This is a genomic window from Streptomyces sp. NPDC046261 (assembly GCF_040646235.1).
Taxonomy (GTDB): Bacteria; Actinomycetota; Actinomycetes; order Streptomycetales; family Streptomycetaceae; genus Streptomyces.
The window spans coordinates 332,268-358,842 of the sequence record NZ_JBEYZU010000003.1; the positions used below are offsets into that span (position 1 = coordinate 332,268).

26 protein-coding genes are annotated in these 26,575 nt (G+C 73.4%); 16 read left to right on the top strand and 10 right to left on the bottom strand.

What is annotated here, in order from left to right:
* Nucleotides 1–115 precede the first annotated feature (115 nt).
* Complete coding sequence (paaK, locus tag ABZ956_RS08305) at nucleotides 116–1,444, bottom strand: phenylacetate--CoA ligase PaaK (RefSeq protein ID WP_361888783.1); 1,329 nt, start codon at nucleotides 1,442–1,444, stop codon at nucleotides 116–118.
* Between the two features lie 143 nt (nucleotides 1,445–1,587).
* Nucleotides 1,588–3,213, bottom strand: a complete 1,626-nt coding sequence (locus tag ABZ956_RS08310) for an acyl-CoA synthetase (RefSeq protein WP_361888785.1) — start codon at nucleotides 3,211–3,213, stop codon at nucleotides 1,588–1,590.
* Nucleotides 3,214–3,358: 145 nt separating this feature from the next.
* Between ABZ956_RS08310 and ABZ956_RS08315 the strand changes: the two genes are divergently transcribed.
* From ABZ956_RS08315 to ABZ956_RS08340, 6 genes are all read left to right on the top strand, one after another.
* The gene (locus tag ABZ956_RS08315) at nucleotides 3,359–4,159 is read left to right on the top strand and encodes a crotonase/enoyl-CoA hydratase family protein (protein WP_361888788.1); all 801 of its coding nucleotides are present in this window, start codon (nucleotides 3,359–3,361) and stop codon (nucleotides 4,157–4,159) included.
* A 49-nt stretch (nucleotides 4,160–4,208) separates the two neighbouring features.
* The gene (locus ABZ956_RS08320; protein WP_361888791.1) at nucleotides 4,209–5,153 is read left to right on the top strand and encodes an OB-fold domain-containing protein; all 945 of its coding nucleotides are present in this window, start codon (nucleotides 4,209–4,211) and stop codon (nucleotides 5,151–5,153) included.
* Entirely contained in the window at nucleotides 5,150–6,178 is a 1,029-nt protein-coding gene (locus ABZ956_RS08325) for a lipid-transfer protein (RefSeq protein WP_361888793.1), read from the top strand. Before ABZ956_RS08320 ends, ABZ956_RS08325 begins: the two co-directional genes overlap by 4 nt.
* Complete coding sequence (locus ABZ956_RS08330) at nucleotides 6,175–7,350, top strand: thiolase domain-containing protein (protein ID WP_361888796.1); 1,176 nt, start codon at nucleotides 6,175–6,177, stop codon at nucleotides 7,348–7,350. Before ABZ956_RS08325 ends, ABZ956_RS08330 begins: the two co-directional genes overlap by 4 nt.
* A gap of 75 nt (nucleotides 7,351–7,425) precedes the next feature.
* The gene (locus ABZ956_RS08335) at nucleotides 7,426–7,665 is read left to right on the top strand and encodes a DUF397 domain-containing protein (protein ID WP_361888798.1); all 240 of its coding nucleotides are present in this window, start codon (nucleotides 7,426–7,428) and stop codon (nucleotides 7,663–7,665) included.
* A 144-nt stretch (nucleotides 7,666–7,809) separates the two neighbouring features.
* Nucleotides 7,810–8,310, top strand: coding sequence for a hypothetical protein (locus ABZ956_RS08340; protein ID WP_190109561.1), 501 nt, complete (start codon nucleotides 7,810–7,812; stop codon nucleotides 8,308–8,310).
* A 69-nt stretch (nucleotides 8,311–8,379) separates the two neighbouring features.
* Here the strand turns inward: ABZ956_RS08340 and ABZ956_RS08345 are convergent, their stop codons facing one another.
* Together ABZ956_RS08345 and ABZ956_RS08350 are read right to left on the bottom strand one after the other, a co-directional pair.
* Nucleotides 8,380–10,374: a peptidoglycan recognition family protein gene (locus ABZ956_RS08345; RefSeq protein ID WP_361888801.1), complete on the bottom strand. Its 1,995-nt coding sequence runs from the start codon at nucleotides 10,372–10,374 to the stop codon at nucleotides 8,380–8,382.
* 302 nt (nucleotides 10,375–10,676) lie between these two features.
* Nucleotides 10,677–11,783, bottom strand: coding sequence for an aminoglycoside phosphotransferase family protein (locus ABZ956_RS08350; RefSeq protein WP_071966865.1), 1,107 nt, complete (start codon nucleotides 11,781–11,783; stop codon nucleotides 10,677–10,679).
* A 234-nt stretch (nucleotides 11,784–12,017) separates the two neighbouring features.
* Here ABZ956_RS08350 and ABZ956_RS08355 point away from each other — a divergent pair, with 234 nt between their 5' ends.
* Nucleotides 12,018–13,499: a hypothetical protein gene (locus tag ABZ956_RS08355; RefSeq protein WP_361888804.1), complete on the top strand. Its 1,482-nt coding sequence runs from the start codon at nucleotides 12,018–12,020 to the stop codon at nucleotides 13,497–13,499.
* 69 nt (nucleotides 13,500–13,568) lie between these two features.
* On the opposite strand, the gene ABZ956_RS08360 is transcribed toward ABZ956_RS08355, so the two are convergent.
* Nucleotides 13,569–15,062 (bottom strand): SpoIIE family protein phosphatase, encoded by a 1,494-nt coding sequence (locus tag ABZ956_RS08360; protein ID WP_361888807.1) that lies wholly within the window; start codon nucleotides 15,060–15,062, stop codon nucleotides 13,569–13,571.
* 332 nt (nucleotides 15,063–15,394) lie between these two features.
* Here ABZ956_RS08360 and ABZ956_RS08365 point away from each other — a divergent pair, with 332 nt between their 5' ends.
* The 9 genes from ABZ956_RS08365 (at nucleotide 15,395) to ABZ956_RS08405 (ending at nucleotide 23,643) form a co-directional block, all read left to right on the top strand.
* The gene (locus ABZ956_RS08365) at nucleotides 15,395–16,822 is read left to right on the top strand and encodes a HEAT repeat domain-containing protein (protein ID WP_361888810.1); all 1,428 of its coding nucleotides are present in this window, start codon (nucleotides 15,395–15,397) and stop codon (nucleotides 16,820–16,822) included.
* 70 nt (nucleotides 16,823–16,892) lie between these two features.
* Nucleotides 16,893–17,423, top strand: coding sequence for a hypothetical protein (locus ABZ956_RS08370; protein ID WP_361888813.1), 531 nt, complete (start codon nucleotides 16,893–16,895; stop codon nucleotides 17,421–17,423).
* 194 nt (nucleotides 17,424–17,617) lie between these two features.
* Nucleotides 17,618–18,397: a hypothetical protein gene (locus tag ABZ956_RS08375; protein ID WP_361888816.1), complete on the top strand. Its 780-nt coding sequence runs from the start codon at nucleotides 17,618–17,620 to the stop codon at nucleotides 18,395–18,397.
* A gap of 25 nt (nucleotides 18,398–18,422) precedes the next feature.
* Nucleotides 18,423–19,664, top strand: coding sequence for an MFS transporter (locus tag ABZ956_RS08380; protein ID WP_361888819.1), 1,242 nt, complete (start codon nucleotides 18,423–18,425; stop codon nucleotides 19,662–19,664).
* A gap of 117 nt (nucleotides 19,665–19,781) precedes the next feature.
* Nucleotides 19,782–20,171 carry a hypothetical protein gene (locus ABZ956_RS08385; protein WP_361888822.1) on the top strand — a complete coding sequence of 130 codons (390 nt, stop codon included), beginning with the start codon at nucleotides 19,782–19,784 and terminating at the stop codon, nucleotides 20,169–20,171.
* A gap of 122 nt (nucleotides 20,172–20,293) precedes the next feature.
* The gene (locus ABZ956_RS08390) at nucleotides 20,294–21,472 is read left to right on the top strand and encodes a PLP-dependent cysteine synthase family protein (protein ID WP_361888824.1); all 1,179 of its coding nucleotides are present in this window, start codon (nucleotides 20,294–20,296) and stop codon (nucleotides 21,470–21,472) included.
* A 92-nt stretch (nucleotides 21,473–21,564) separates the two neighbouring features.
* Nucleotides 21,565–22,803 carry an MFS transporter gene (locus ABZ956_RS08395; protein ID WP_361889407.1) on the top strand — a complete coding sequence of 413 codons (1,239 nt, stop codon included), beginning with the start codon at nucleotides 21,565–21,567 and terminating at the stop codon, nucleotides 22,801–22,803.
* Nucleotides 22,804–23,022, top strand: a complete 219-nt coding sequence (locus ABZ956_RS08400; protein ID WP_361888826.1) for a DUF5302 domain-containing protein — start codon at nucleotides 22,804–22,806, stop codon at nucleotides 23,020–23,022. It begins immediately after the preceding gene.
* A gap of 174 nt (nucleotides 23,023–23,196) precedes the next feature.
* The gene (locus ABZ956_RS08405; RefSeq protein WP_361888828.1) at nucleotides 23,197–23,643 is read left to right on the top strand and encodes a hypothetical protein; all 447 of its coding nucleotides are present in this window, start codon (nucleotides 23,197–23,199) and stop codon (nucleotides 23,641–23,643) included.
* A 60-nt stretch (nucleotides 23,644–23,703) separates the two neighbouring features.
* Here ABZ956_RS08405 and ABZ956_RS08410 read toward each other — a convergent pair whose 3' ends face one another.
* The 5 genes from ABZ956_RS08410 to ABZ956_RS08430 all read right to left on the bottom strand — a co-directional run bounded on the left by ABZ956_RS08410 (nucleotide 23,704) and on the right by ABZ956_RS08430 (nucleotide 26,054).
* On the bottom strand, nucleotides 23,704–24,609 hold the full coding sequence (locus ABZ956_RS08410; RefSeq protein WP_361888831.1) for a hypothetical protein: 906 nt from the start codon (nucleotides 24,607–24,609) through the stop codon (nucleotides 23,704–23,706).
* 129 nt (nucleotides 24,610–24,738) lie between these two features.
* Nucleotides 24,739–25,119: a DUF6233 domain-containing protein gene (locus tag ABZ956_RS08415; protein ID WP_361888834.1), complete on the bottom strand. Its 381-nt coding sequence runs from the start codon at nucleotides 25,117–25,119 to the stop codon at nucleotides 24,739–24,741.
* 250 nt (nucleotides 25,120–25,369) lie between these two features.
* The gene (locus tag ABZ956_RS08420) at nucleotides 25,370–25,498 is read right to left on the bottom strand and encodes a DUF6126 family protein (RefSeq protein WP_361888837.1); all 129 of its coding nucleotides are present in this window, start codon (nucleotides 25,496–25,498) and stop codon (nucleotides 25,370–25,372) included.
* Entirely contained in the window at nucleotides 25,495–25,845 is a 351-nt protein-coding gene (locus ABZ956_RS08425; RefSeq protein ID WP_361888840.1) for a metalloregulator ArsR/SmtB family transcription factor, read from the bottom strand. The genes ABZ956_RS08420 and ABZ956_RS08425 overlap by 4 nt, the downstream gene beginning before the upstream one ends.
* Before the next feature lie 5 nt (nucleotides 25,846–25,850).
* Nucleotides 25,851–26,054, bottom strand: coding sequence for a hypothetical protein (locus ABZ956_RS08430; RefSeq protein ID WP_361888843.1), 204 nt, complete (start codon nucleotides 26,052–26,054; stop codon nucleotides 25,851–25,853).
* Nucleotides 26,055–26,575 lie beyond the last annotated feature (521 nt).

Consider the following 26,575-nt stretch of genomic DNA (forward strand, 5'->3'; position numbering starts at 1 on the left):
GAAAGGGAGCAGACGGTTGACTGTGTGACGCGGCTGCGCCCATAAGGCCCCAGTATCCGTCCGCTTGTTCGGAGCCGCTCCCGGAATCAGGCGTACCGTTTATCTGGGTCGTGGATTATCTGGGCCGCGGAGCCGCCGGACCGCCGGGCCGCTGATCCACGACGCGCCGGAGCTTGCCCATGGACCGCTCGAGGGTCTGCGGGGCCACGACCTCGACCGCCACCGAGACCCCGACGCCCTCCTTGACCCGCCGGACCATCTCCCGGGCGGCCGCCTCACGCCGGTCGGCGGTCGCCTCCCGGCGCGCCTCGACCCGCACGGTGAGCCGGTCCATCCGGCCCTCGCGCGTCAGCCTCAGCTGGAAGTGCGGGGCGAGGCCCGGGGTGTGCAGCACGATCTCCTCGATCTGGGACGGGAAGAGATTGACTCCGCGCACGATGAGCATGTCGTCGGCGCGGCCGGTGATCCGCTCCATCCGGCGGAAGACGCGGGCCGTGCCCGGCAGCAGCCGCGTCAGGTCGCGGGTGCGGTAACGGATCACGGGCATGGCCTCCTTGGTGAGCGAGGTCAGGACCAGCTCGCCGTGCGCGCCGTCGGGCAGCGCCTCGCCGGTGACCGGGTCGAGGATCTCGGGGAAGAAGTGGTCCTCCCAGATGTGCGGCCCGTCCTTGGTCTCCACGCACTCCTGCGCCACGCCGGGGCCGATCACCTCCGACAGGCCGTATATGTCGACGGCGTCGATGGCGAAGCGCTCCTCGATCTCCCGGCGCATCGCCTCGGTCCACGGCTCGGCGCCGAAGACGCCCACCCGCAGGGAGGTGCCGCGCGGATCGATTCCCTGCCGCTCGAACTCGTCGAGCAGCGTCAGCATGTACGTGGGCGTGACCATGATGACCCGGGGGCGGAGGTCCTGGATGATCCGTACCTGCCGCTCGGTCATTCCTCCCGACGCGGGGATCACCGTGCAGCCCAGCCGCTCGGCGCCGTAATGCGCGCCCAGGCCGCCGGTGAACAGCCCGTAGCCGTACGCCACGTGGACCGTGTCGCCGGGCCGGCAGCCGGCCGCCCGCAGGGAACGGGCCACGACGCCGGCCCACAGGTCCAGGTCTCGCTCGGTGTAGCCGACGACGGTCGGCGTGCCGGTGGTGCCGCTGGAGGCGTGCAGGCGCCGCACCCGCGAGCGGTCCACGGCGAACATGCCGAAGGGGTAGTGCTCGCGCAGATCGGCCTTGGTGGTGCAGGGGAAGCGGGCGAGGTCGGCCAGGGTGCGGCAGTCCTCGGGGCGCAGTCCGGCGGCCTCGAACGAGCGGCGGTAGAAGGGGACGTTGTCATAGGCGTGCTTCAGCGTGGCGCGCAGCCGCGTGAGCTGGAGCGCCGTCAGCTCTTCGCGCGACATCCGCTCCGCCGCGTCCAGATGCTCCAGGTGGTCCTGAGTGCCCGTCATGAGTCGCCGCCCCCCGCTTCCCGACCGATCGTTCGGTAGTTTCGCTGGGTCAAGTATTTTCGGCCGGGGTGGCGGGCGTCAAGAGGATCCAGAGCGCTCGTACGGGTGATCTCCCGGAGCGCGCGCGGCGGGCGCCGGACCGGTCAGTCGCCGCCGCCCGCCGCCACCGTGCGCGCCCAGCGATAATCCGCCTTGCCGCTGGGGGAGCGCCGGATGCGGTCGGTCAGCACCACGGAGCGCGGCACCTTGTAGCCCGCCAGGCGGGCCCGGCAGTGGGCCTGCAGAACGTCCAGCGTGGGCGGGACGGCGCCGTCGCGGGGCTGGACGACGGCCGCGACGCGCTGGCCCCAGCGGGTGTCCGGGACACCCGCCACGAGCGCGTCGTACACCGCCGGGTGTGCCTTCAGCGCCTGCTCGACCTCCTCGGGAAACACTTTCTCGCCACCGGTGTTGATGCACTGCGAGCCCCTGCCGAGGACCGTGATCACACCGTCCTCGCCGGCCGTCGCCATGTCGCCGAGCAGTACCCAGCGCTCGCCCCGCAGCGTGAAGAAGGTCTCGGCGGTCTTGCCCGGGTCGTTGTAGTAGCCGAGCGGTACGTGGCCGCGCTGGGCGATCCGGCCCGTCCCGCCGGGCGGGACGGGGCGGTGGGTGAGCGGGTCGACCACCGCCGTGCGGTCGTTGACGCGCAGCCGGAAGCCACGGTCGGGCCCGGCGTCCTCGGTCGCGGTGCCGTTGAAGCCCGACTCCGAGGAGCCGAAGTTGTTCAGCAGCCGCACCCCGGGCAGCAGCGCGGCGAACTGCGCGCGCACGGTCTCCGAGAGGACGGCCCCCGAGCTGCTGACGCTGAACAGCGAGGAGCAGTCGGTACCCCGCAGGGGTCCGGCCAGGGCGTCCACCAGCGGGCGCAGCATCGCGTCCCCGACCAGTGACAGGCTGCTGACCCGCTCGCGCGCCACGGTCCGCAGGACCTCCTCGGGCGCGAACTTGCGGTGCAGGACCACCTTCTGGCCGAAACCGAAGGCGATGAGGGCGGTGAGCGTGGACGTACCGTGCATCAGCGGCGCGGTGGGGAAGAAGACCAGCCCCTCGTCGCCCGCCGCCACCCGCTCGGCCAGCTCCTCGGGCCGCCCGACGGGCTCGCCCGTCGGCGCCCCGCCGCCCAGTCCCGAGAAGAAGAGGTCCTCCTGCCGCCACACGACACCCTTCGGCATGCCCGTGGTGCCGCCCGTGTAGATCAGGAACCGGTCGTCGCCGGAGCGCGGGGCGAAGCCGCGCGCGGGGGAGCCCGCCGCCTCGGCGTCCGCGAGGGGGACGGGGACCACCCGCGGCGTCGCGGCACCCGGCGGCGGGGTGCCCACCCGTACCAGGTGACGCAGTCGCTCAGCCCGCGGCAGCGCCGCGCTCACGCGGTCGGTGAAACCGGCGTCGTAGACGAGGGCCGCCAGGTCGGCGTCGCGGTAGAGGTAGGCCAGTTCCTCCTCCACGTACCGGTAGTTGACGTTGACCGGCACGGCCCGGATCTTCAGGCAGGCGAAGAGCGCCTGGAGGTACGCGACGCCGTTGTAGAGGTGCAGGCCCACGTGCTCGCCCGGGCCGATGCCGCTGTCGAGGAAGTGGTGGGCGAGCCGGTTGGCGGCGGCGTCGAGTCCGGCGTACGTCAGCCTGCGCTCGGCACCGCCGCCCGGAAGGTCGAGGTGGACCAGTGCCTCCCGGGCGGGCACCGCGTCGACGACCGACTCGAAGAGATCCGCGAGGTTGTAGTCCACGGCGGTCATTACAGCGCCGTCACGCGCAGGGGGGAAGTGTCGCGTCCGCAAAATCTGATGCTCCGTCAGAAAGCTGCCGGGAAGCTATTGAACCGCACCCCCGCCTCCTGCACGCTGTTGTGGGTCTCACGACGGGAGGACTGCCATGGGCGGTACCGAACACCTCACCGTGGAGCGCGCCGGCGCCACGCTCGTACTCACCCTCGACCGGCCCGAGGCGAGGAACGCGCTGTCGCTGCCGATGCTGGCCGCCCTCCACGACGGCTGGCTGCGGGCGGACGCCGACGACACCATCCGCTCGGTGGTCCTCACCGGAGCGGGCGGCGCGTTCTGCTCCGGCATGGACCTCAAGGCCCTGGCCGCACCCGCGGCCGACGACGACCCCGTACGCGCACGCTTCAAGGCCGACCCCGACCTGCACTGGAAGGCCATGCTCCGCCACTACCGGCCGCGCAAGCCCGTCATCGCCGCCGTCGAGGGCCCCTGCGTGGCCGGCGGCACCGAGATCCTCCAGGGCACCGACATCCGCATCGCCGGAACCAGCGCCACCTTCGGCCTCTTCGAGGTGCGGCGCGGCCTCTTCCCCATCGGCGGCTCCACGGTCCGCCTGCCCCGGCAGATCCCCCGCACCCACGCCCTGGAGATGCTCCTCACCGGCCGCCCGTACACCGCCGCCGAAGCCGAGCGCATCGGACTGATCGGACGCGTCGTCCCGGACGGCACCGCCCTGGAGGCGGCCCTGGAGACGGCCGAACTGGTCAACGCCAACGGCCCCCTCGCCGTCGAAGCCGTCAAAGCCTGCGTCCACGCCGCCGAGGGCCTAGGCGAAACCGAGGCCCTCGCGGTCGAACTCGAGCGCGGCCGGCCGGTCTTCGACACCGCCGACGCCAAGGAAGGCGCCCGCGCCTTCGCCGAGAAGCGGCCCCCCGTCTACCGCCGCGCCTGACGGCCGGCGACCGCGCGAGAGCAGCGACCCAGAGACAGGACGCACGCCGATGCCGGAGAACCTCACCGCACCCCTCGTCGTCGCCTTCCCCTTCACCCGCTCCCTCGGACCCGTGCAGAGCGCCTTCCTCACCGGCCTGCGCGAACGCACCGTACTGGGCGTACGCACCCGGGACGGGAGGGTGCTCGTACCGCCCGTCGAATACGACCCGGACACCGCCGAGGAGATCCGCGACCTCGTCGAGGTCGCCGCCACCGGCACGGTCACCACCTGGGCCTGGAACGGCTCACCCCGCCCCCACCAGCCCCTGGCGCACCCCTTCGCCTGGGCCCTGGTGCGGCTCGACGGAGCCGACACCGCCCTGCTGCACGCCCTCGACGCCGACGGCCCCGAGGCCGTCCGCACCGGTATGCGGGTCCGTATCCGCTGGGCCGCCCGGCGCGAAGGCGCGATCACCGACATCGCCTGCTTCGAACCAGGGGAGAGCACCACCACCGGCCACACCCGCGCCCACAGCGGCACGTTCCCCGACCCCGTCACCAGCATCACCACCCCCGCCCGCCTCGAGTACACCTACACCCCCGGCCGCGCCCAGAGCCGCCACCTCCACGCCCTGGCCCGCCACCGGACCCTCGGCGAGCGCTGCCCCTCCTGCCGCAAGGTCTGCGTACCACCGCGCGGCGCCTGCCCCACCTGCGGCATCGCCACCACCGAACAGGTCGAGGTCGGCCCCCACGGCACGGTCACCACCTTCTGCGTCGTCAACATCAAGGCCAAGGACGCCCAGATCGAGGTGCCCTACGTCTACGCCCACATCGCCCTCGACGGCGCCGACCTCGCCCTCCACGGACGCATCGCCGGCATCCCCTGCGACCAGGTCCGCATGGGACTGCGCGTGAGACCCGTATGGAAGGAAGGCGACCGCTACCCCGACCACTACCGGCCCACCGGCGAACCCGACGCCGCCTACGACACCTACAAGGACGCGCCGTGACGCCCCGGGACGTCGCCATCGTCGCCTTCGCGCGCGGCTACCACCACTCCACGGCCGGACTGTCCGAGACCGAGATGCTGCTGCCGGTCCTGCGCGAGGCCCTCGGCCAGGCGGGACTGGCCCCCGGCGAAGCGGACTTCACCTGCTCCGGCTCCAGCGACTACCTCGCCGGCCGCCCCTTCTCCTTCACCCTGACCCTCGACGGCGTGGGAGCCTGGCCGCCCATCCGCGAATCCCACGTCGAGATGGACGGGGCCTGGGCCCTGTACGAGGCATGGGTGAAGATCCTCACCGGCCAGGCCGACACCGCCCTCGTCTACGCCCACGCCAAGCCCACCTCCGGCGCCCCGCACGACGTCCTCACCCGCCAGCTCGACCCCTACTACCTCGCACCCCTGTGGCCCGACTCCGTCTCCCTGGCCGCCCTCCAGGCCCAGGCCCTCATCGACGCCGGCCACACCGACGAGGACCGGCTCGCCGACCTCGCCCGCCGCCGGCACACGACCGCCGGAGGGCAACCGCACGCCTCGGACGCGTACGCCGTACGGCCACTGCGCGTCCGCGACTGTCCCACCGTCACCGACGGCGCCGCCGCCGTGGTCCTGGCCGCCGCCGGCACCGCCCGCCGCATGTGCGAACGGCCCGCCTGGATCCGCGGCATCGACCACCGCATCGAAGCGCACGCGCTGGGCCTGCGCGACCTCACCGACTCGCCCTCGACACGCCTGGCCGCCGAGCACGCCGGAGCCTTCGACGCGCCCTGCGACACGGCCGAACTCCACGCCCCCTTCACCGCACAGGAAGTCGTCCTGCGCCGGGCGCTGCGCCTGGACGACACCGTCACCGTCAACCCCTCCGGCGGCGCGCCGGCCGCCGACCCCGTCATGGCCACCGGCCTCATCCGGCTCGGCGAGGCGGCCGCCCGCATCCACCGGGGAGCCTCCGACCGCGCCCTGGCCCACGCCACCTCCGGCCCGTGCCTGCAGCACAACCTCGTCGCCGTACTCGAAGGGGAGGGCGCATGAGCGCCACCCACCAGGAACCCGTCGCCGTCGTCGGCATCGGCCAGACCCGGCACGCCGCCGCACGCCGCGACGTCTCGCTGGCCGGACTCGTCCGCGAGGCGGCCCTCGCCGCCCTCGCCGACGCCGCCGCGACCTGGACCGACATCGAAGCCGTCGTCATCGGCAAGGCCCCCGACTTCTTCGAGGGCGTCATGATGCCCGAGCTCTACCTCGCCGACGCGCTCGGCGCCGTAGGCAAGCCCATGCTGCGCGTGCACACCGCCGGCTCGGTCGGCGGCTCCACCGCCCTCGTCGCCGCGAACCTCGTCGCCGCCCGCGTCCACCGCACCGTCCTGACCGTCGCCTTCGAGAAGCAGTCCGAGTCCAACGCCATGTGGGCCCTGTCGCTGCCCGTCCCCTTCCAGCAGCCCCTCCTCGCCGGCGCCGGCGGCTTCTTCGCCCCCCACGTACGGGCCTACATCCGCCGCAGCGGCGCACCCGCCACCACCGGCACCCTCGTCGCCTACAAGGACCGCCGCAACGCCCTGAAGAACCCCTACGCCCACCTCCACGAACACGACATCACCCTGGAGACGGTGCGCTCCTCGCCCATGCTGTGGGACCCGGTCCGCTACTCCGAGACCTGCCCCTCCTCGGACGGGGCCTGCGCCATGGTCCTCACCGACGCCGCCGGCGCCGCCCGCGCCCCGCACCCGCCCGCCTGGCTGCACGGCGGCGCCATGCGCAGCGAACCCACCCTCTTCCCCGGCAAGGACTTCGTCTCCCCGCGCGCCGGCCGCGACTGCGCCGCCGACGTCTACCGGCAGGCCGGCATCACCGACCCGCGCCGCGAGATCGACGCCGTCGAGATGTACGTGCCCTTCAGCTGGTACGAGCCCATGTGGCTGGAGAACCTCGGCTTCGCCGCCGAGGGCGAGGGCTGGAAGCTCACCGAGTCCGGGGCCACCGCGATCGACGGCGACCTGCCCGTCAACCCCTCGGGCGGCGTGCTGTCCACCAACCCCATCGGCGCCTCCGGCATGCTCCGCTTCGCCGAGGCCGCCCTGCAGGTCCGCGGCATGGCCGGGGAACACCAAATACCGGGCGCGCGCCGGGCGCTGGGCCACGCCTACGGCGGCGGGGCGCAGTTCTTCTCCATGTGGCTGGTGGGCGACGCCCCGCCCACCGCCTGAGGCCCGCGCGGCCTGTGCGGCGGGGGCCTCGCTCGCTAGTGTGGGCGGGGACGACGAGCCGGGAGGAGTGCGAACGTGGCGGACAGCACGACCGAACAACTGGCAGGCGACGTGAAGCCGGAGCTCGACCTCGCCACCGCCAGGTGGCAGGCCAGCAGCCGGGGCAGGCGCGGCAACGTCCAGATCGCCTTCGTCGAGGGCTACATCGCCATGCGGGACCGGCGCGATCCGGACGTCCCGGCCGTGATCTTCTCTCCGGGGGAGTGGCGGGCCTTCGTGCTCAGCGCGCGCGACGGGGAATTCGACCTCACCTAGGGGGCGTGTCGCCCGTGCCCGGGCGCCGATCGCCCGCGGACCGTGCCGGACCGCCTCCCGTCCGGTCCCCGTTCGCCCGGGCACACGCCGCCCACACGGGTTCCCCGCGGGCACGGCAGGGGGCCGGGCACGTACGATGTGGGCATGTCGTTCCTCCGCCGCCGCAGCGCCGCCACCCCCACCGGGCCGGACTTCGACGTCCTCGCCATGGACCCCGGTGACTGGCCGGGTGACCTCGGGGCCGGGCTGCTGCCCGCGCCCGACGGAAGCTGCCAGGGGGTCTTCCTCCGCTACGACCTGTTCGGCGGACGCGGCCCCGCGATGATCATCGGCAATCTGCCCGAGGGCTCCCCGGCACGGGACCTCGGCGAGGGGCAGCCGCCCTTCGAGGTGGCGCAGCTGCTGGCCGCGCTCGGCAACGACGAGCCGGTCGAGGTCGTGGAGACCGAGGACGTGCCGGTCATGCACGAGGACAATCTGCTGATCGTGCGGCGGCTGAAGTGCTCCGAGAGCCGCATCTCCTGCACCCAGTTCGACCGCAGCGACGGCGTCCTCGTCACGATCGCCAGCTGGGACCGGCCGATCACCGACGACCTCTACCAGCTGCTCAAGCCGCTGCCCGCGGAGATGTTCCAGGCCGGCTAGGACCGCCGCGCCACAGCACCGGAGCCCGGCCCGCCCCGCGGCGTACCGGGCTCCCGCCGTGCTGTGCCGCTACCAGTTCGAGGGGCGGATCGTGACGTCCGAGGCCTTCACGAAGGCCACCCGGTGCCCGAACTGGATCTCGTAGTAGACGTCCTTGCCCCGGACCACCTTGTGGCCCGCCGGCTCGAACGTGGCCGCCCACAGATACTCGCCGGGCGATGTCGCCCCCAGGACGTACGCCTGCCCGGCGGGCAGCTTGTACGGCAGTGGCGTCACCGCCTGCACCGGCACGCCCTCGGGGTACGCCTCCTTCTCCGGGTACGCCCGCCCGTACACGGGAATCTCGCTCAGGCCCTCCCTGGGCGTGATCATCCGGCCGCGCGCGCCCAGGGCCGTCGGGTCCCACCACGGGTTGCGGAACCACGCCAGCTGCCCGAGGTACCAGATCGCGGTCCAGCCGCCCTCCCGGCCCGCGACGGCGAACTGCTGTCCGGTGGAGGCGCGGGCTCCGGTGTCGTTGACGCCGGTCGTCGAGGGACTGCCGTCCGGCCGCAGTCCGACGTCCTTGACCAGGGGAGCGTCGTCACGCGGCGCGGTGTGCAGCCGTACCGCGCCCGAGCCGTGCGGGGCGCACGTCTCGCCCGGCTTGACGCAGCCGGTGTAGACCGGCTCGTGATCGTCGTAGTCGGGCGCGATGGTGACCAACCCGCTGAAGGGACTCCCCGTCGGGCGGAAGGGCTTGCCCATCAGCTCGAAGTAGTGGGCCCAGTCCCAGAACGGGCCCGGGTCGGTGTGCATGCCCGGGATCGTCGCGGGCGTCGTGCCCGGGACGTTGTCATGGCCCAGGATGTGCTGCCGGTCCAGCGGGATGTCCAGCTTCTGCGCCAGGTGCCGCACCAGCCGGGCGGAGGTGCGGTACATCTCCTCCGTGTACCAGGCGTCGGGCTGGGCCAGGAAGCCCTCGTGCTCGATGCCGACCGACTTGGCGTTGACGTACCAGTTGCCCGCGTGCCAGGCGACGTCCTTGGTGCGGACGTGCTGGGCGATGTGCCCGTCGCCGGAGCGGATGGTGTAGTTCCAGGAGACGTACGCCGGATCCTTGATGAGCTTGATCGTCGTCTCCCACGTCCCCTCGGTGTCGTGGATGACGATGAAGTCGACCTTCTGCGAGGCCGGCCGGTCGGCGATGTCGTGGTTGCCGTAGTCCTTGCCCTCCAGCTGCTGGTACGGCGCCGGGATCGACTCGCAGGCCACCGAGGCCGGGCACTCGACGCCGTCGGCCGCGGCCGGGGCGAGCCCCAGCCGCCGCACCTGCTCGGTGCGCGGAGCCAGACCCGGGGCCGGGGCCAGGACGATCCGCTGGCCGCTGTCGGTCGTGCGCCGCTGACCGCCGCGCAGGACGTCGTAGACGTCGCCGGCGAAGGTGGTCGCCGTCGTCGTGTCGGAGGCGCCGGAGTAGCCGGCCACCGCGCCGTACCAGTCGGCGGCGTCGCCGCTCAGCGGCAGGCCGAGTCGTTTCTGCTCGGCGGCGAGGAGGGCGGCGCCGCCCTCGACGTTGGCGGCGGTGCTCTCGCGCAGCTTCTTGGGGGACAGCCCGGTCAGCTCGGCGGCGCGCTCCAGGGTGCGCAGCCGGGCCGGGAGGGTGGCGGGCGCGGGCGCGGCCGCCCGGGTGGCGGCGCGCGGCCGGGCGATGTCACCGCGGGGGTCCTCGCCGGCCTCGCTGTGGTGCGGGGTGGCGGCCAGGGCCGTGGCGGCGTCGGTGAGGTGCATGGGGCCGTAGCCGCCGGTGACGCTGGGGGATCCGCCGTGGGTGTCCCAGCGCGACTCCAGATAGGACAGGGCCAGCAGCACCGAGCCCGGGACGTGGTACTTGGCCGCCGCGGCGGCGAACTCACGCTGCAGGGTGTCGGAGCCGGCGCGCTCCGCGGTGGCGGCCGGCGCGGCCGAGATCAGCGGCAGCAGCAGGGCGGCCGATGCGATCGCGCCGGTCGCCCGCGCGCGGCGGCTTCTTCGCCTGCCGGCGGGGGGTGCGTTCCGTGGTGTCTCCGGTGCGGATCCTCGCAATGCGGCCTCCTCAGGACGGGCCGTGCCGGGCGCTGGCGGTGAACTGGCGGTGAACTGCGGTGAAGGGCTACGCGATCAGCTCTGTCGACCGAACTTACCAAGAGCCACGGCCCATCAGACGATCCGTCAATCGGGCTGGGGTGGCGCTCATCAGACTGGAGGGGTGGCGTTGTACACGTCAACGCCCGCGTCGGGGGGTTTCCCGACGCGGGCGTCGACATCCGCACCGAAGCGGTGCTCGTCCGTATGGGCGAGTACCGACACGCCGCAAGTCGGCGGTACGACGTGTCGGTCGGTGCGGCTCAGCGTGTACCGACGGCGGCCCGTACGGCCCTGCGGGCCATGGCGCAGTCGTCGTGCAGCCGGCGCAGCAGAAGTCGCTGCTCCTCCCCGGACTCGGGGGTGGTGCCGGACGGTGCGGGCTCCTGCAGCGCGCGCTGCACGGCCGTTTCGTACGTCCTGATCTCCCGGGTGAGCACCAGCATCAGGTTGACCAGGAAGGCGTCCCGGGACGTGGGCCCCGCGGCCTGGGCGAGCTGGCTGATCTGACGGCGTGCCACCGGGGCGTCGCCGAGGACGGCCCACAGCGTCGCCAGGTCGTACCCCGGGAGGTACCAGCCGGCGTGGTCCCAGTCGACCAGCACCGGCCCGGCGGGCGAGAGCAGGACGTTCGACAGCAGTGCGTCGCCATGGCAGAACTGGCCCTGCACATGCGCCAGGCCGTGCAGCAGCTTCTGCAGATCACCCATGTCACGGTCGGTGAGCAGGCCGAGCTCGTGATAGCGGGCGATCCGCTTGCCGTAGTCCAGCGGCATGTCGAACATCCCCGCCGGCGGGCGCCAGAGGTTGACCCGGCAGATCGCGCCGAGCGCCGCCCGGACGTCCGCGCGGGGCAGCGTGTCCACCGGGTGCCGCTGGACCGCGGCCGGGCGCCCGGGCATCCGCTCGATGACGAGCGTGCAGTTGTCGGGATCGGCGGCGATCAGCCGGGGCACCCGGACCGGGGGGCGATGCCGCACAAACGCCCGATATGTGGCTATTTCGTGCCGGAATCGTTCGGCCCAGGCAGGTGAATGATCCAGTAAACACTTCGCCACGACCGTACTGCGCCCTGTCGTCCCGACCAGGAGGACCGAGCGCCCTCCTCGCCGCAGGACCTGGACGGGGTTGAACTCGGGACAGATGCGGTGCACCGACGAGATCACCGTGCGCAGCTGCGCGCCCTGGGGGCCGGACAAGTCGATTCTCCCGCTGAGCGGTTGGGCGCCGAGCCCCGGGGCCCTCCGCGCCCGTCCGCCCCCGAACGCGGCCCCCACGGCGTGAGAGGGGTCGAGGTACGGTCCGCTGCCGCTCTGCTGGGGGCGGAGCGGCCGGGGCGGAGCGGACACGGAGGTCGATGCTGCATACATGGGCGGAACAGATCCCTTCGTGTCGGCGAATTGCCGCGCTCCCCGGTCCCCGGGCCGTCGTGCACCCTGGGGAATGCGGTCGGGCTGCCGGTGGCCGGGGTTGCGCGTTCCTACATCACACCCGGGCGCGGGTGGCACACCATGTGGCGCACCCTGGCGAACCCTGGCGAATACTCGCTTGGCCCATGACGGCCCGAGTACCTTCAAGTCAGCCGAGGAACCTGGGGGCTTGACGTGACGAGGGAACCCAATGCCCGCCTGGCGGACCTGTTCGGCCTGGCCGGCTGGTCCAAGGGTGAGCTCGCGAGACTTGTGAACCGGCAGGCGGCGGCCATGGGCCATCCGCAGCTGGCGACCGACACCTCGCGTGTGCGGCGGTGGATCGACATGGGGGAATCCCCCCGGGATCCCGTGCCCAAGGTGCTGGCCGCCCTCTTCACCGAGCGACTCGGTCGTGTCGTGACCATTGAGGACCTCGGGTTCGGCCGGCGACGGCGGGCCGGCAAGGGGCAGTCCCCGGACGGGCTGCCGTGGCCACCCGAGCGGACCGCCGCGGTCCTCACCGAATTCACGGGAATGGACCTCATGCTCAACCGACGCGGCTTGGTGGGCGCGGGCGCCGCGCTCGCCGCAGGATCAGCAATCACCGGGGCGATGCACGACTGGCTGCACTCCGATCCGGTCCTCGCCTCCGACGCTCCCCACTTCGACGACCCCCTGGGCACCGCCCATGCCGACCCCGCCGGATACGACCGCTATGAAGCGGCCCCCGTGGGCTCCCTCGAGATCGACGCGCTGGAGCGCTCGGTCGAAGTCTTCCGGCTCTGGGACGCCTCCCGGGGCGGCGGCCTGCAGCGCAAGGCCGTCGTCGGCCAGCTCAACGAGGTGGGGGGCATGCTCTCCTACCGCCACCCCGAGCACCTGCAGCGCAGGCTGTGGGGGGTGGCCGCCAATCTCGCGGTCCTCGCGGGATGGATGTCCCACGACGTGGGGCTGGAGCCGACCGCGCAGAAGTACTTCGTGATCGCCGCGCACGCGGCCCGTGAGGGCGGCGACCGGCCCCGCGCCGGGGAGGCCCTCTCGCGGGCCGCCCGCCAGATGGTCCATCTGGGCCGTCCCGACGAGGCGCTGGATCTGATGAAGCTCGCCAAGTCGGGCGCCGGGGACCAGGCCCTGCCCCGCACCCGGGCCATGCTCTGCACTATCGAGGCCTGGGCGCAGGCGTCCATGGGGCGGGGCCAGGCCATGCGGCGGACCCTGGGCGAGGCCGAGGAGCTGTTCGTCTCGGACAAGGGCGACGAGCCGCCGCCGAGCTGGATGAAGATGTTCGACGAGGCGGATCTGCACGGCATGCAGGCGCTGTCCTACCGCACGCTCGCGGAGCACGACCCCGCCGCGGCGGCCATCGCGCAGCGGCACGCCAAGCGGGCGATGGAGCTGAGGGGGGGCCAGCGTCAGCGGTCGATGATCCTCGACTACATCTCCATGGCGTCGGCCTGCTTCCTCGGCAACGACCCGGACCAGGCGGACACCTTCGCCCGGATGGCGCTGAGCACGATCGGCGAGACCTCCTCGCACCGCACCTGGGACCGGTTGCGCGAGATGTACCGGCTCAGCGCCACCTACGCGGGCTACCCCAAGATCGAGCATCTGCGGGAGGACATCCAGCGGGCGCTGCCCAAGGGGCCGGGCAAGGGCAGGACCGCCCCCGTGTGACCGGCCCCCGGCACCACGGGACCCATCGGGCGGCCATGCCCGGCGAGCCCCGGGGCTCCGTGCGGGGTGCTACGAACCGATGCGGGCGACCAGCACGCACGCGTCGTCCTCGCGCTCCTTGTCGCCGAACTCCTCCAGTACCACCCGCAGGCACTCCTGGGCACCGGACGCCGCGCTGAAGCGCGGCGCGAGCTCCGGCAGCCGCTCCAGGGCGGGCCGGGGGGCCAGCCCCTCGGTGTGGAGGACGAGCACGTCACCGGGGCGCAGTCGCTCCTCGGCCTGGGCGTAGGCGGCATCGGTGACCGCGCCGAGCAGCACGCCCTCCGGGGGCCGCAGAGAGGTCGCCGCCCCGTCGCGGACGAGGACCGGGGCGGGGTGGCCGGCCTGGGCCCACAGGAGGCTGCCGGAGGCGGGGTCGTAGCGGCAGCAGACGGCGCTGCCCAGGGCGGGCTGCGCGGCGGCGTCGAGGAGGTGGTTGAGCCAGCCCATCAGCGGGCCCGGCTCGGCCCCCGAGACGGCCATGCCGCGGACCGCGCCGAGCAGCATGGCCATGGTGGAGGTGGCGGTGACTCCATGTCCGGTGAGGCCGCCGACGGTCAGCAGCGTCCGGCCGCCGGGCAGCTCCATGGCGTCGAACCAGTCGCCGCCGACGAGGCTGCTGGTCGAGGAGGGGAGGTAGTGCCCGGCCAGATCGAGGGCCCCGCCGAAGCCCGGCGCGGCGGGTGCGGGCGGGTCGGCGGGCGGGAACCGCAGGGAGCCGCGCCACGGTGGCAGCACGGCTTCCTGCAGCTCGACCGCAAGCCGGTGCTCCGTCTGCGCGATCTCCCGCCGCCGGTGCGCCGAGTCACGGGTCTCGTGCACCTCCTGCCGGCATCGCCGCAGTGCGCTGACATCCCGGAGCACGGCCCACATCGAGGCCGTGCAGCCGTCGGAGTCGAGCACCGGCTCGCCCATCATGTGCACCGTGCGCACGGCGCCGTCGCCGCGCACGATGCGGAATTCGCCGTCGATCTGCTTTCCGTCCACCAGGCAGTCGGTGACCATGGCGGTCAGCACGTGCCGGTCGTCCTCCAGCAGCCAGGAGGGGAGCTCGTCGAGCGTCAGCGGGCCGTCCTCGGGCCGCCGCCCGAAGAGCAGGAAGAGCTCGTCGGACCAGGTCGCCTCGTCGGTCAGGAAATTCCACTCCGCGCTGCCCACGCGGCCCGCCGGGGCGCCCGGCTCCGCCGTCCCGGCCCCCTGCGGACCCACCGCCGGGGGCTGCCCGGTCAAGGTGGCGCTCGCGGTGTCCGCCTCCGGTCGCGCCGCGAGGGGGTGTCCGTCCAGTCCTTCGCGTAGCTGTCCCAGGTGCTCGCCGAGATTGTCCACATGGTGGGCGGCGAGCTCGCACAGGGCGCGCTGCCAGCGCAGCCGTGGATCGTCCGACCGCTCCGCGTCCGCGGCCGCCTCGCGGCGCACGGCGTCGATACCGCCTCTGAGCCGCCGGGCCTGCGAGATCAGGGCGTCGACCTGGTCGCCCTCGGGCGGCTGTGCGGCGGGACGGTCCGTGGACAGTGGGGACGGCATCACGTACTCCGATACAGGCGGGGCGCGGCCGGATCCGGGGTCCGCTGGAACGGCCGGGGCAGGACTGCGGTAACGACTCTTGCACAGGGAGCGAGGGCCTGTAAGGGATTTTGCAATACCCGATACGGTGGTGCTCGCGGCATATGCCACGGGCTACAGTGCGACAAATCCGACACCGCTCGGCGGAATGCTCTACTCCGGGTAGGCTGCGGGCGCTAGGGAGAACCCGAGTTTCCACAGTTCACCAGGCATAGCGCAGGTGGACACCGGCAAGAATGCCGGACGACGGAAATCCCGTTGCCAGCCGACTCCCCGCACCGGATGCTGACCCCATGTTCGATCCAGACATAGCGCCCAGCGGCACCCTGCTCGGCCTCCTCCAGCGAGGCCGCGGCGACGGGACCCTGCATGCCCTCGCGGCGCCGCGCGCCGAGGCGCTCGCGGCACTGAACCACTGCGTGCTGCAGGACCCCCGGCGCGACTGGCAGGTGGAGAACCGCTCCCTTTACTACGCGCGCCTGTTCCTGGACCTCGACGGCGGACTCGGCGAGATCGAACAGCACCTCTTCCACCCGGACGACCTGCTCGACACCGCCGAGGAGCGCACGGGCCTGGCCCTCGCCGTCCTCGGTCACCTCGCCTCCTACGGGCGCGACGACGCCCTCCTGCTGCTGCGTCGCTACGCCGCCACCGGCGGCAACTGGGCCTGGGCCCTCGACGAGCTGGCCCTGCGCGACGACGACGCCGGCCTCACGGCCCTCGCGGCCCCCGTCCTGGCGAGGTTCCCGCACACTCCTGAGGGTGAATCCGCGCTCGCCGCGGCCGTGCGCGACGCCTTCGAGCCCCGGCCCTGGCGGCTGTGGGCCGAGGACCGGCGCGCCCCCGTGACCGCCGCCCGCGTCCGCGCCGCCCGGGAACAGGGCTCCTTCGACCGCTGGCAGCGCCAGATGCGCCCCTCCGGCCCCCGGCCGGGCTGGAGCGTGCGCGAGGTCCTGGACTGGGCCCAGGAGGGGCTCGCCCAGTACCCCACCCAGCTGCGGCACGTCCCCGCCACCCGCTGCCTCACCGCGGTCGCGGGCCCCGAGGACCGCGTGGAGATCATCGAGGCCGCCGCCTTCGGCCCGGAGGCCGCGCGCGCCACCGCCCTGCGCTACCTCGCCGAGCACCACGACCCGCAGGCCCTCGACCTCATCGAGGCCGCCGCCGGCGACCCCGGCGACCTGGTCGCGCAGTCCGCCGTCACCGCCTTCGAGCGGATGCGCAGCACGGCCGCCCTGGAGCGCGCCCGCGCCTGGATCCACCGCACCGACGCCCTGGGCGCCGCCGCGGCCGGGATGCTCGCCTGCCGGGGCGCCCAGTACGACGCGGCGCTCGTCCTCGGCGCCCTGCGCCGGACGGTGCGCGCCGAGGGCTGCGACGCGCCCGTGCTGTGGGACCTGGTCGACGGCGCCGGGCGGCTGGCGATCACCTGCGCCGCGCCCGTCCTGCGCCACGTCTACCGCGAGACCTCCTCCTCCCACCTGCGCGGCCGCGCCGCCCGTGCCCTCGCCGCGACGGACCCCTCGTTCGCCACCGGATTCGCCGTCGAGTGCCTGTGGGACTGCGAGGAGTCCACCCGGGAGCTCGCCGCGCACCACGCGACGACCGCCGACGCGCGCGTCGTCGAGCAACTGCGCCGGCTGGCCGCCGATCCGGCCGAGGAGGCCGAGGTACAGACCGCGGTCCGCAGCCGCTTCGAACCGGACGCCCCGGCGATCTGACCCGGACGGGCTCGCACCCGAGCCCCTCCGGCGTCCGGAGACAGGGAAGAAGGGTGAAAGGGTGGGCCGCATGCCCATACCCACCGCCCCAACCTCCCGCAGGACGCTGTTCGTCGCCGCGGCCGCCTTCGCCGTCCAGCCCGCCACCGCCGCCGTGGCCTCCGCCGCCGGGGGCACCCCGGTCCGTATCACCGAAGGACAGGTGGGGGAGGCCGGCCCCGGCCGCGCCATCCTCTACCCCAGCGTGACCAGCTGTCTGACCGTCACCCTCCGGCTGCGCGACGGCGCCAAGGTGGGCGCCCACGCCAGCCTGTTCCAGGTGCCGGGCGAACTGCGGTCGGACGCGATACTCGCCGCCGCCGCGCGCCGGGCCGCGGGCCGCCGCGTCACCGCCGTCGAGGTCAGGGGCGCCGTGGGCGCCTGGCACCCCGGCTACTTCACCAAGGCCATCGAGAGCTACGCCGACGGAGAGCCCGTGCCGACCCCGACGCGGCCCGACCCCGAGGGCCTGGCACGGGCGGTGGCCGCGGGCCTGGGCCTGCCGCGGCAGGTGCGGGTGACGGTCCAGGACCTGCCCGACGGCGATCAGACGATTACCTGACGTCCACTGTTTTCGGCCAATGGGTCTTATTCCCTTGACTGTCCGGCCGAGAAAAGCGGACGCTGATACGTGCGTATACCAGCGATATCGAAGACCAGCTCCCCGTACGAAGAGGTGAAGAGCCGATGGCTCAGGCTTCTGCAGTGTCGCTCGGAAATGCCGTATCAACCGATCCCGCACTTCTGCGTATTGTCATGCCGGTACTGGACGGGATGCCGGCCGGGCCCCTGCGCACGTCCCTCTCCTCGGCATTCACCGAGGAGAGGGAAGCCCTGCGGGCCATCGAGGAGAGCTTCGTCCTCCTCACGTCGAAGCCGCACGACCCCGAGCACCTGAAGCGCTTCTTCCAGAGCTGGGCCCAGACCAACAACTCGGCCGCCAGCGTCTCCGGACTGGCCTGCCGCATCACCCTCAAGGCCCGTGAGCTGCCCGGCGACGCGGAACAGCTCGACCACTACCGCGTCGTCGACAGCCTGCAGCGCATCACCGACGAGGACTTCGGCGCCCGCGGCGAGATCCTCCACGCCGACCTCTACCACCGCATGGCCACCGCCATCTGCGGTGACGACTCCTGGCAGCTGCTGCGCTACCGCTCGCCCGCCGCCCAGGAGTTCCGCGCCCGGCTGGCAAAACAGCGGCTGCGCGACAAGGACCTGCTCACCGGACTCCTCCACACACTCATCCATGAGGTCTACACCCATGGTGAAGTCGAGCTCATTCACCCGATGTTCCAGGAATGGCTCCCATCCCACCTGCAATTCCCAGTCGGAGAGGCCCGCAAGGTCCTGGCGTGGATCACCGTGCACACCGGAGGCACCGAGACCAATCATTTCCGGCACGCCACGGACGCCGTCGAGCGGTACTGCGCGGTATCGGGGACGACGCCGGACGCGCAGGCCGCCACGGAATTGTTCCGGGCCTATCTGCGCGCCAAGGCGGCGGTGATGGAGGACCTCGTACCGGTCCTGCGGTGAGGCGGCCGGGGCGTCAACGGCCACCATGAGAAGAAGAGCCGCGGCAACCGGGCCCGCGAGAGCGGCGGAGCGCGGGCCCGCACCCCGGCCGCCCGGCCCCGCGACGGGCTACCGCTGGGCCGTGCTGGCCGCGGCCACCCTTGCCCAGGCCACCTCCTCGTTCGCCATGCAGGGCCTCGGCGCCCTCGCCGGCTTCCTCCAGGAAGCCTTCGGCCTGACGGGCACCACGGTCGGCCTGCTCGTCACGGTCGCCGGAGCGGCGCCCGTCGTCGCGCTGCTGATAGTCGGTCACCTGCTGGACCGCCACGACGAACGGGCCATCGTGGGAGCCGGCGCCGTCGTGGTCGCCTGCGGCCTGACCCTGGCCGCGCTCGCCGACCGCTACGCCCTCGTCCTCGCCGGCCTGTTCGTCCTCGGCATCGGCTACAGCACCGCACAGCCCGGCGGCAGCAAATCCGTGGCCGCGTGGTTCCCCGGCCGCAACCGCGGGCTGGCCATGGGCATCCGCCAGGCCGGCCTGCCGCTGGGCGGCGCGGCCGCCGCCCTCGCGATGCCCGCCGTGGCCCACGCCCGTGGCTGGCAGGCGGCGTTCGCCGTCGCGGCCGCCGTGTCCCTGGCCGGGGGAGCGGTCTTCGTCGCGGTCCACCACCGGCCCCAAGGCCAGGACGCCCCCGCCCCGGCCCGCCCGCTGTGGCCCCGCCTCACCGAGCAGCTGCGCCGCCCCGCCATGCCCGGCATCGTCGTCAGCGGCACCGTGCTCGTCACCGCGCAGTACGGCATCACCACCTACCTCATGCTCTACCTCCGCGACCACCACGGGATCCCGCTCACGCGCGGCGCGTTCGTGCTCTTCGGCGTCCAGGGCATCGGCGCGGCGGGCCGCATCGCCCTGGCCGCCGCCAGCGACCGGCTCGGCACGGGACGGCTGCCGTGGATCCGCGCGAGCATGCTCGCCACCGCCGCCGCCCTGCTGGCCCTGCCCCTGCTGCCCCCGGGCCCGGGCCCGGTCATCGCCCTCACCGCCTGCCTCGGCTTCTTCGGCTTCGGCTGGTACGGGCCGTGGGTCGCGCACGTGAGCGAGTCGTGTCCGCCGGACCGGGTCGGGCTCGCGCTCGGCACCGCCATGGCGGCCAACCAGATCGCGATCGTCACCACCCCGCCCCTGCTCGGTCTCGCCCACGACCTGCTGGGGTACCCCGCGATGTGGTGGATCCTCGCGACGGTCGTCGCCGCCTCAACCCCGCTGGTGCGCAAGGGCGTCCGGTAAGAGGACGCCGTAACTCCCTTTACCCGGGCCTTATCCGGCGCCGTGCTTACTGTAACCACTGTGACGGCATGGGTGACGGCTCACACGCTCCCCCGCGGACCACACTCCAGGTCCCGGGTGGTTTCGGCGTTCGTCGTCGGCCTCGTCGTCCTCGTCGCCCTGGTGCATGTGATGGGCTGCGCCCACGGCCAGCCGCCACCGCACCAGCAGCGCTCCTACTCCCTGCCCCTGGCCGCACCCGCACCCCCTGACCGGGCCGCGGGCCCGGGCGCCCCGCGGGGCTCCCGCGACGAGGCGCCCGCACAGTGCGCGGAGGCCAACGAGGCCGGGGTCGCCGCCTCGCGCCAGGACCTCCCCGCGCCCACCGCGACCGCGGCCGAACCCCTCCCGCAGACCGGCGCGGACGGCTGCCGCCCGGCCCTGCCCGCCGGCCCGCACGGCCCGGCTCCGGGCCCGGCGTGCGACCCCGGCCGGCTGAGGGCGGCACTGGGCGTCTGGCGGACCTAGGACGGCCGCGCCGCGCCGGCGAAGCCGCGCGTGCGCCCGTCCGGATCCCCCGCCCGTTCCCCGTCAACGCGGCCCGTACCGCTCCTCCTTCATCGGTGTGCCGGCCGCGGGAGAGCCATGCCATGACCTCTGTCTGCCCCATCCCCCCGACGACGACCGCGCCGGCCACCCCCACCTCCCCGGCCAGTCTCACGGCGGCCGCCGCCCTGCCCGCCCGCACCCCGGCCGGCCTCGTGGGGGACACCCCCCTGCTGTGGGTCGGCGAGCCGTTCGCGGCACCCGGCCGCGGCTTCTGGGCCAAGCTCGAAGGCCGCAACCCCGGCGGCATCAAGGACCGCACCGCCCTGCACATGGTGGCGTGCGCCCGCGAGCGCGGCGACCTGCTGCCGGGCGCACCCATCGTGGAGTCCACCTCCGGCACCCTCGGCCTCGGCCTCGCCCTGGCCGGCGTCACCCACGGCCACCCCGTCACCGTCGTCACCGACCCCGGCATGGAACCGATGATGATCGGCCTGCTGCGGGCCTACGGCGCCGAAGTCCACCTCGTGGCCACCCCCCACGCGGTAGGGGGCTGGCAGCAGGCCCGCCGCGAACGGGTGGAGGAGCTCCTCGCCGCCCGCCCCGGAGCCTGGTGCCCGGACCAGTACCACAACCCCGACAACGTGACGGCCTACCGCACCCTCGCCCACGAGCTCATCGCCCAGCTCGGACGGATCGACGCCCTCGTGGTCAGCGTGGGCACCGGCGGCCACTCCGCCGGCATCGCCTCCGTCCTGCGCGGCTACTTCCCCGCCCTGCGCGTGGTGGGGGTGGACACCACCGGCTCCACCATCTTCGGGCAGCCCGCCGCGCCCCGGCTGATGCGCGGCCTGGGCAGCAGCATCTACCCCCGCAACGTCGCCTACGCCCTCTTCGACGAGGTGCACTGGGTCGCCGCGCCCGAAGCGGTCTGGGCGGCCCGCTCCCTGGCCAGATCCCGGTACGCCACGGGCGGCTGGAGCGTGGGGGCGGTCGCCCTGGCCGCCCGGCACCTGGCCGCCACCCTGCCCGCGGAGGCCAGGATCGCCGCGGTCTTCCCCGACGGGCCGCAGCGCTACGCCGGCACGGTCTTCGACGACGACTACTGCCGCCGCCACCACCTCCTGGCCGGCGCCCCCGCGCCCGAACCCGACCGCATCGCCCACCCCACCGAACGGGTCGTCACCCGCTGGACGGTGTGCGACACCGTCGTCGACCCGCTCACCGAGAGCGCGGCCGGCCCCACCGGCGCCGGCGACGGCCCGGCGGGAGCGGCCCGGTGACGGCGGCACCGGCCGCGGAGGAACGGGCGGCCGTCCGGCTCACCTCGCTCTGGCGGCAGACCCGCACCTTCCCGCCCGCCGCCCGGCTGCTGATGGTCAACCAGTTCGCCATCAACCTGGCCTTCTACATGCTCATGCCCTACCTCGCCGCCCACCTCAGCGGCGACCTCGCCCTCGCCGCCTGGGCGGTCGGCCTGGTCCTGGGCGTACGCAACCTCTCCCAGCAGGGCATGTTCCTCATCGGCGGCACCCTCGCCGACCGCTACGGCTACAAAGCCCCGATCCTGGCCGGCTGTGTGCTGCGCACGGCCGGGTTCGCCCTGCTGGGCTGGGTGGACGCCCTGCCCGCCCTGATCGTCGCCTCGGCGGCCACCGGCTTCGCCGGGGCACTGTTCAACCCGGCCGTCCGCGCCTGCATCGCCACGGCCGCCGGCGACCGGCGCGTGGCGGCCTTCGCGACGTTCAACGTGTACTACCAGGCGGGGATGCTGCTGGGCCCGCTCGCCGGACTGGCCCTGCTGGCGGCCGACTTCCGGCTGGTCTGCACGGTCGCCGCCGCGATCTTCGCCGGGCTGACCGTGCTGCAGTGGCGGGCCCTGCCCGCCGCGACGGGCCGTGGCGAGACGGACGGCCGGCAGCGGGACGGGGTGCTGGCGCAGTGGCGCACGGTCGTCGCCAACCGGCCGTTCCTGCTGTTCTCCATCGCCATGATCGGCTCGTACGTGCTGACCTTCCAGATCTACCTGGCCCTGCCGCTCGCCGCCGGCGCCGCCCTCGGGGACGCGGGCACGGAGGTCACCAGCGCGCTCTTCGTCGTCTCGGCGGCGGTGGCCGTCCTGGGCCAGCTGCGGCTGACGGGCTGGGCCAGACGCCGCTGGAGCGCCCCCCAGGCGCTGGTGCGGGGGCTGGCCGCCATGGGCCTGGCCTTCCTGCCGCTGGCCGCCGTGCCCGGGGGCGGCGGCAGCGTCACGACGGTGGCCGCGCTCGCCGCGCTGGCCGTGGCGGTGGTGCTGCTGGCCGCCGGCGGCGCGGTGGTCTATCCGTTCGAGATGGACACGGTGGTCTCCCTGTCCGGCGAGCGCCTGGTCGCCACCCATTACGGGCTCTACAACACCGTCTCCGGGCTGGGTATCACCCTCGGCAACCTCGGGGTCGGGGCGCTGTGGGACTTCGCCCTGCGGCAGGACGCGCTCTGGCTGGTGTGGCTCGCGCTCACCGCCACCGGGGCCGGCTGCGCGGGCGCGGTCCTGGCGCTGGCCCGTTCCGGACGACTGGCCGCGCCGGATCTGTGCGAAGCTGTGGCGAACACCGCGATGACCAGGAGGTTTTAAATGGCGGAGGACACAGCGGGACAGAACGCGGCCCAGGCCGGGGAGAGCACCGGCCTCCCCGAGGACGAGGTGAAGCGCAAGTTCCGTGAGGCGCTGGCCCGTAAGCAGGGCAAGGCGGCCGACGGCGCCGCGAGCGGGGCGAACCGCGACGGGTCCAAGATCCACGGCACCCACGGCAAGGCCGGCGGGCAGCGCTCGTTCCGTCGCAAGAGCGGCTGACCGGCACCGGCACCGGGACCGGGCGTGCGGAACCGGCCATCGTGCCCGGTTGTGCCCGGTCTCGTGTACCGCGGGTATGCGCCCTGCTGGGCGCCGTGCGGCTGTGCGGATAATGGGTGCGCCCCGCGACCTGCGGAGCATCGAACCGTCAGAGCACCGACACAGGGGGCGCGGATGAACAGCGAGCAGAAGCACGACCGACAGCGACACCGAGGACGCCTGGCCCGCCGGGTCTCCGCCGTCGTCGCGCTGGCTCTGGGCGCCGCCCTGCTGGCCACGCCGGCCTCGGCCGCGAGCGCTCAGCCGGTGGCCGCCACCGCACAGCACGCCACCGTCGCCGTCGCGGAAGCGGCCGGCGCGGGCACGGCGGCCACCGGTACGGCGGACGGCTCCGCGTCGGTCACGGAGGCGTCGCAGCACCGAACCGTCGCCGGGCACCGGACGCCGGCCAAGGACAAGACGCTGGCCAAGGACAAGAAGAAGAAAAAGAAGAAGGGCTTCTTCAAGAAGCTCGGGGTGGCCCTGCTCATCACCATGATCCTCGGCACCCTCTTCGTGGTGGCGCTGATCGTGCTGGCGATCTTCCTGATCCGCCGGGCCTTCAAGCGCCGCCGCTCCTGACGTCCGCCCCTGGCGGACGCGGCGCCCCCGCCCGGCCCTCGCGGGCCGGGCGCCGGGGCGTCAGCTCGTCTTCGCCACCCAGGCCAGGGCGAGCCAGGGGGTGGCGGCGGCCGCCGCCGCAAGGCACCAGCCCGTGCCTGTGGTGGGGAAGCCGACGAGCAGCGGCGTGACCAGCGCGGCCCCGCACGCGAGGAGCACCGCGGCGGGCAGATGGACCCACGGTTCGAATCGACGCGCGTAGCGCACGCCCGCTTCACGGCGGTACAGGGCCACGCTCGTCACCAGACCGGCCGCGAGGCCGAGGATCCAGATGGTCGGCAGGGCGATGATGCGCCCGGCGAACGAGCCGATGTCGTTGTCCGGCGCCTGACGCACCCCCAGGTCCGGGCGGTCCGGCGCGTACAGCAGCTCGACCGTGCGGCCCGCTTCCGGCTTGCCGCTGGTGTGCACCGCGTCCACGGTGACCTGCCGCGGGCCGGAGTGGAAGGGGACGGTGACGACGATGGTCGACGCGTACTCGTCGGCGCCGTTGATCTCCGCGTCCGTGGGGCGCGGCGCACCGACAATCTTGTCGATCCGCAGCTCGTACCGGCTGCCGCCGGCCCGGTGGGCCTTGGCGAGCCATTCGCCCTCCGCGCCGTCGGGGCCCACGCCCTGGCACAGCGCGGCCATGCTCGTCAGGGCGATGCCGAAGCCCAGTACCCAGCACAGCAGCCGTGACGACCTCGGCTCGGGCCACGGTTCGTACCGCCTGCGCCATGCCTTGCGGCGCAACGCGGCGCGCCGGCTCGCGCGGGCCACCGAGGAGGCGAGCAGCCAGCACAGGGCGCAGGCGGCGGTCGCGGCCAGCAGCCACAGTTCGTACCGCTTGGGCGGGAGTTCCCGGAACGGGACCACGCCGAGCAGTACGGTCGCGTAGCCCACGAGCAGTGTCGCCCATCCCGTGAGTCGCGTCCCTGTCCTCATGCCGTACTTCCCCCACCCACCTAAACGATCTTGCGGTGGACAGCGTAATGGGGGGCGCGGCCAGGGCCCGCTCTGGGCCTCCGTGCCGGGCTCCGAGGAGGTCTCGGCGACTGCCCGGCACGGGGGCCGTCAGTCGAACGGGACCAGGAACCTCTCGGGTTCGCAGGCGTCGCAGAACCGGACGTCGTACTCGGCCGCCTTGCGCCGGGCCTCGGCGGTGGTCACCGTGTCCTCGCCGCCCCGCGGCACCCAGCAGCCCGCGTGGTGCAGCTCCTGGAGGGTGCCGCCGGGGCGGCGGTGCACGGTGATCGGCCAGATGGCGTCCTCGAGGTCGTGCCGCCACTCGCCGTTGAGGCGCTGGAGCACGACTTCCCGTACCCAATCGCGCGAGGAAATGCCGTTCTCCTGCGCGGTGGTCTCAATGCGCGCGAGTTCATCAGGGGTGAAGAGCTCCTCCATGCCGCCGGACAGTAGCAGCGCGGCGCGGCCCGCGACCCCGGTTCCGGGCAATGGCCCACGGTGCTGACCTGCGGGTTGACCGGAGAGGAGGGAGGTGCTCCGGGTACGGTGAGGAAGGGCCGGTCATACGATCCGCAGCTCCGGCGCCCTTTGCCGTCCCTGGCATAGGACGCGGGCCTATACCGGCCCGGCGTCCCCTCATACAGTGCTTACGCCACTCTTGGCCATTCCGTTATCACCTGTCCTCGTGAATACCGCTTCACGGGTTGTGGTGGCATGGCCGTCGCGGTGCGGCGGCGTCCTACTCGGCGTGGGCGCCGAGGTAGAAGAGCAGCCAGATGAAGCCGGCCAGGACGTGGCCGAAGACGACGTAGATGAGTACGCGCCAGCCCACCGCCTTCTCGGCGTACTTCTCGGAGTCCCGCGTCATCGCTGTTCCGCTCCTGTCCTGGGGGTCCCGCGCAGCTCGGTGAGCAGCTCCTCCTGGCCGCTGAGCAGCTGGGTCAGGATGCGCCGGGCGGCCTTCAGCAGCTCCGCCACGTCCGCGCCGGCCAGGGCGTAGACGACGGTGGAGCCCTCGCGGGTGGAGGTCACGATGCCGGAGCGGCGCAACACCGCGAGCTGCTGGGAGAGGCTCGAGGGCTCGACGCCGATCGCGGTGAGGAGGTCGCGCACCGGCATCGGCCCGTCCTGGAGCAGCTCCAGGACCCGGATGCGCACGGGGTGCCCGAGCATCCGGAAGAACTCCGCCTTCGCCTGGTACAGCGGCACCCGCACGCCGATCAACTCCCGCCCTGCCCGTCTGCCGTGTTCGTGGCGTCCCCGGTGTCCGTCGTGACGCCGTGCGCGAGGGCCAGCCGGAGCGCGTCGTCCAGCTCGTCCTCGGCGATCGCCGCCCCGTAGGCGTCCTCGGCCGCACGTGCCGCGGCCAGGGCCGCGCGCGCCGCGCGTACCCGCTCCCGCATCGCTTCGGCGAACGCACTCACGGCGGGCCCCCTACATGATCGTGGATCGTCCGGCTGCCTGCACATCTGGTGAATTGAAGAATTCTGCAATTCTAGGACACCTTTCGTCCGCCGCCGAGTCAGGGGCCGGGTGAGTGATGTGCTGCCGCCTTCGGTGCGGTTGTCACATGATCGTAGGTCCGTTTTGTTACGTTTTCTCCGCTGTGATCGGTGATGTGCCCAGCGGCCCCCAGGTGGAGCCGTTGTCCCGTGTCCTCGTGTGGCTGGGGGTGTTTGGTGGCGATTTCGGCGAGTGACGCCCGACCGGCGGCGGCCCGCGGGCGCCCCGGCGCGAGCGTGCCCGGCGGCCGTCCCGACGATGGGGTCCCCGACGCCGTGCCGGCCGGAAAGCCGGCGGCCCGGCAGACACCGCCCGAGGGGACCCCGGGCGCGACCGCCCCGGCGGTGCCCGGCCCCGGCGGCGGGACGGGCGGACCGGGGCCCGGCGGACCCGGAACCCCCGGACCGGGCGGCACGGGAGCCGGCGGCACCGGACCGGGCGG

Coding starts and splice junctions, on each gene's coding strand:
- paaK (WP_361888783.1), bottom strand. CDS start 1,444: ATGACGGGCACTCAGGACCACCTGGAGCATCTGGACGCGGCGGAGCGG.
- ABZ956_RS08315 (WP_361888788.1), top strand. CDS start 3,359: ATGGGCGGTACCGAACACCTCACCGTGGAGCGCGCCGGCGCCACGCTC.
- ABZ956_RS08320 (WP_361888791.1), top strand. CDS start 4,209: ATGCCGGAGAACCTCACCGCACCCCTCGTCGTCGCCTTCCCCTTCACC.
- ABZ956_RS08330 (WP_361888796.1), top strand. CDS start 6,175: ATGAGCGCCACCCACCAGGAACCCGTCGCCGTCGTCGGCATCGGCCAG.
- ABZ956_RS08340 (WP_190109561.1), top strand. CDS start 7,810: ATGTCGTTCCTCCGCCGCCGCAGCGCCGCCACCCCCACCGGGCCGGAC.
- ABZ956_RS08350 (WP_071966865.1), bottom strand. CDS start 11,783: ATGTATGCAGCATCGACCTCCGTGTCCGCTCCGCCCCGGCCGCTCCGC.
- ABZ956_RS08360 (WP_361888807.1), bottom strand. CDS start 15,062: ATGCCGTCCCCACTGTCCACGGACCGTCCCGCCGCACAGCCGCCCGAG.
- ABZ956_RS08365 (WP_361888810.1), top strand. CDS start 15,395: ATGTTCGATCCAGACATAGCGCCCAGCGGCACCCTGCTCGGCCTCCTC.
- ABZ956_RS08370 (WP_361888813.1), top strand. CDS start 16,893: ATGCCCATACCCACCGCCCCAACCTCCCGCAGGACGCTGTTCGTCGCC.
- ABZ956_RS08375 (WP_361888816.1), top strand. CDS start 17,618: ATGCCGGTACTGGACGGGATGCCGGCCGGGCCCCTGCGCACGTCCCTC.
- ABZ956_RS08380 (WP_361888819.1), top strand. CDS start 18,423: ATGAGAAGAAGAGCCGCGGCAACCGGGCCCGCGAGAGCGGCGGAGCGC.
- ABZ956_RS08390 (WP_361888824.1), top strand. CDS start 20,294: ATGACCTCTGTCTGCCCCATCCCCCCGACGACGACCGCGCCGGCCACC.
- ABZ956_RS08395 (WP_361889407.1), top strand. CDS start 21,565: ATGGTCAACCAGTTCGCCATCAACCTGGCCTTCTACATGCTCATGCCC.
- ABZ956_RS08400 (WP_361888826.1), top strand. CDS start 22,804: ATGGCGGAGGACACAGCGGGACAGAACGCGGCCCAGGCCGGGGAGAGC.
- ABZ956_RS08405 (WP_361888828.1), top strand. CDS start 23,197: ATGAACAGCGAGCAGAAGCACGACCGACAGCGACACCGAGGACGCCTG.
- ABZ956_RS08410 (WP_361888831.1), bottom strand. CDS start 24,609: ATGAGGACAGGGACGCGACTCACGGGATGGGCGACACTGCTCGTGGGC.
- ABZ956_RS08420 (WP_361888837.1), bottom strand. CDS start 25,498: ATGACGCGGGACTCCGAGAAGTACGCCGAGAAGGCGGTGGGCTGGCGC.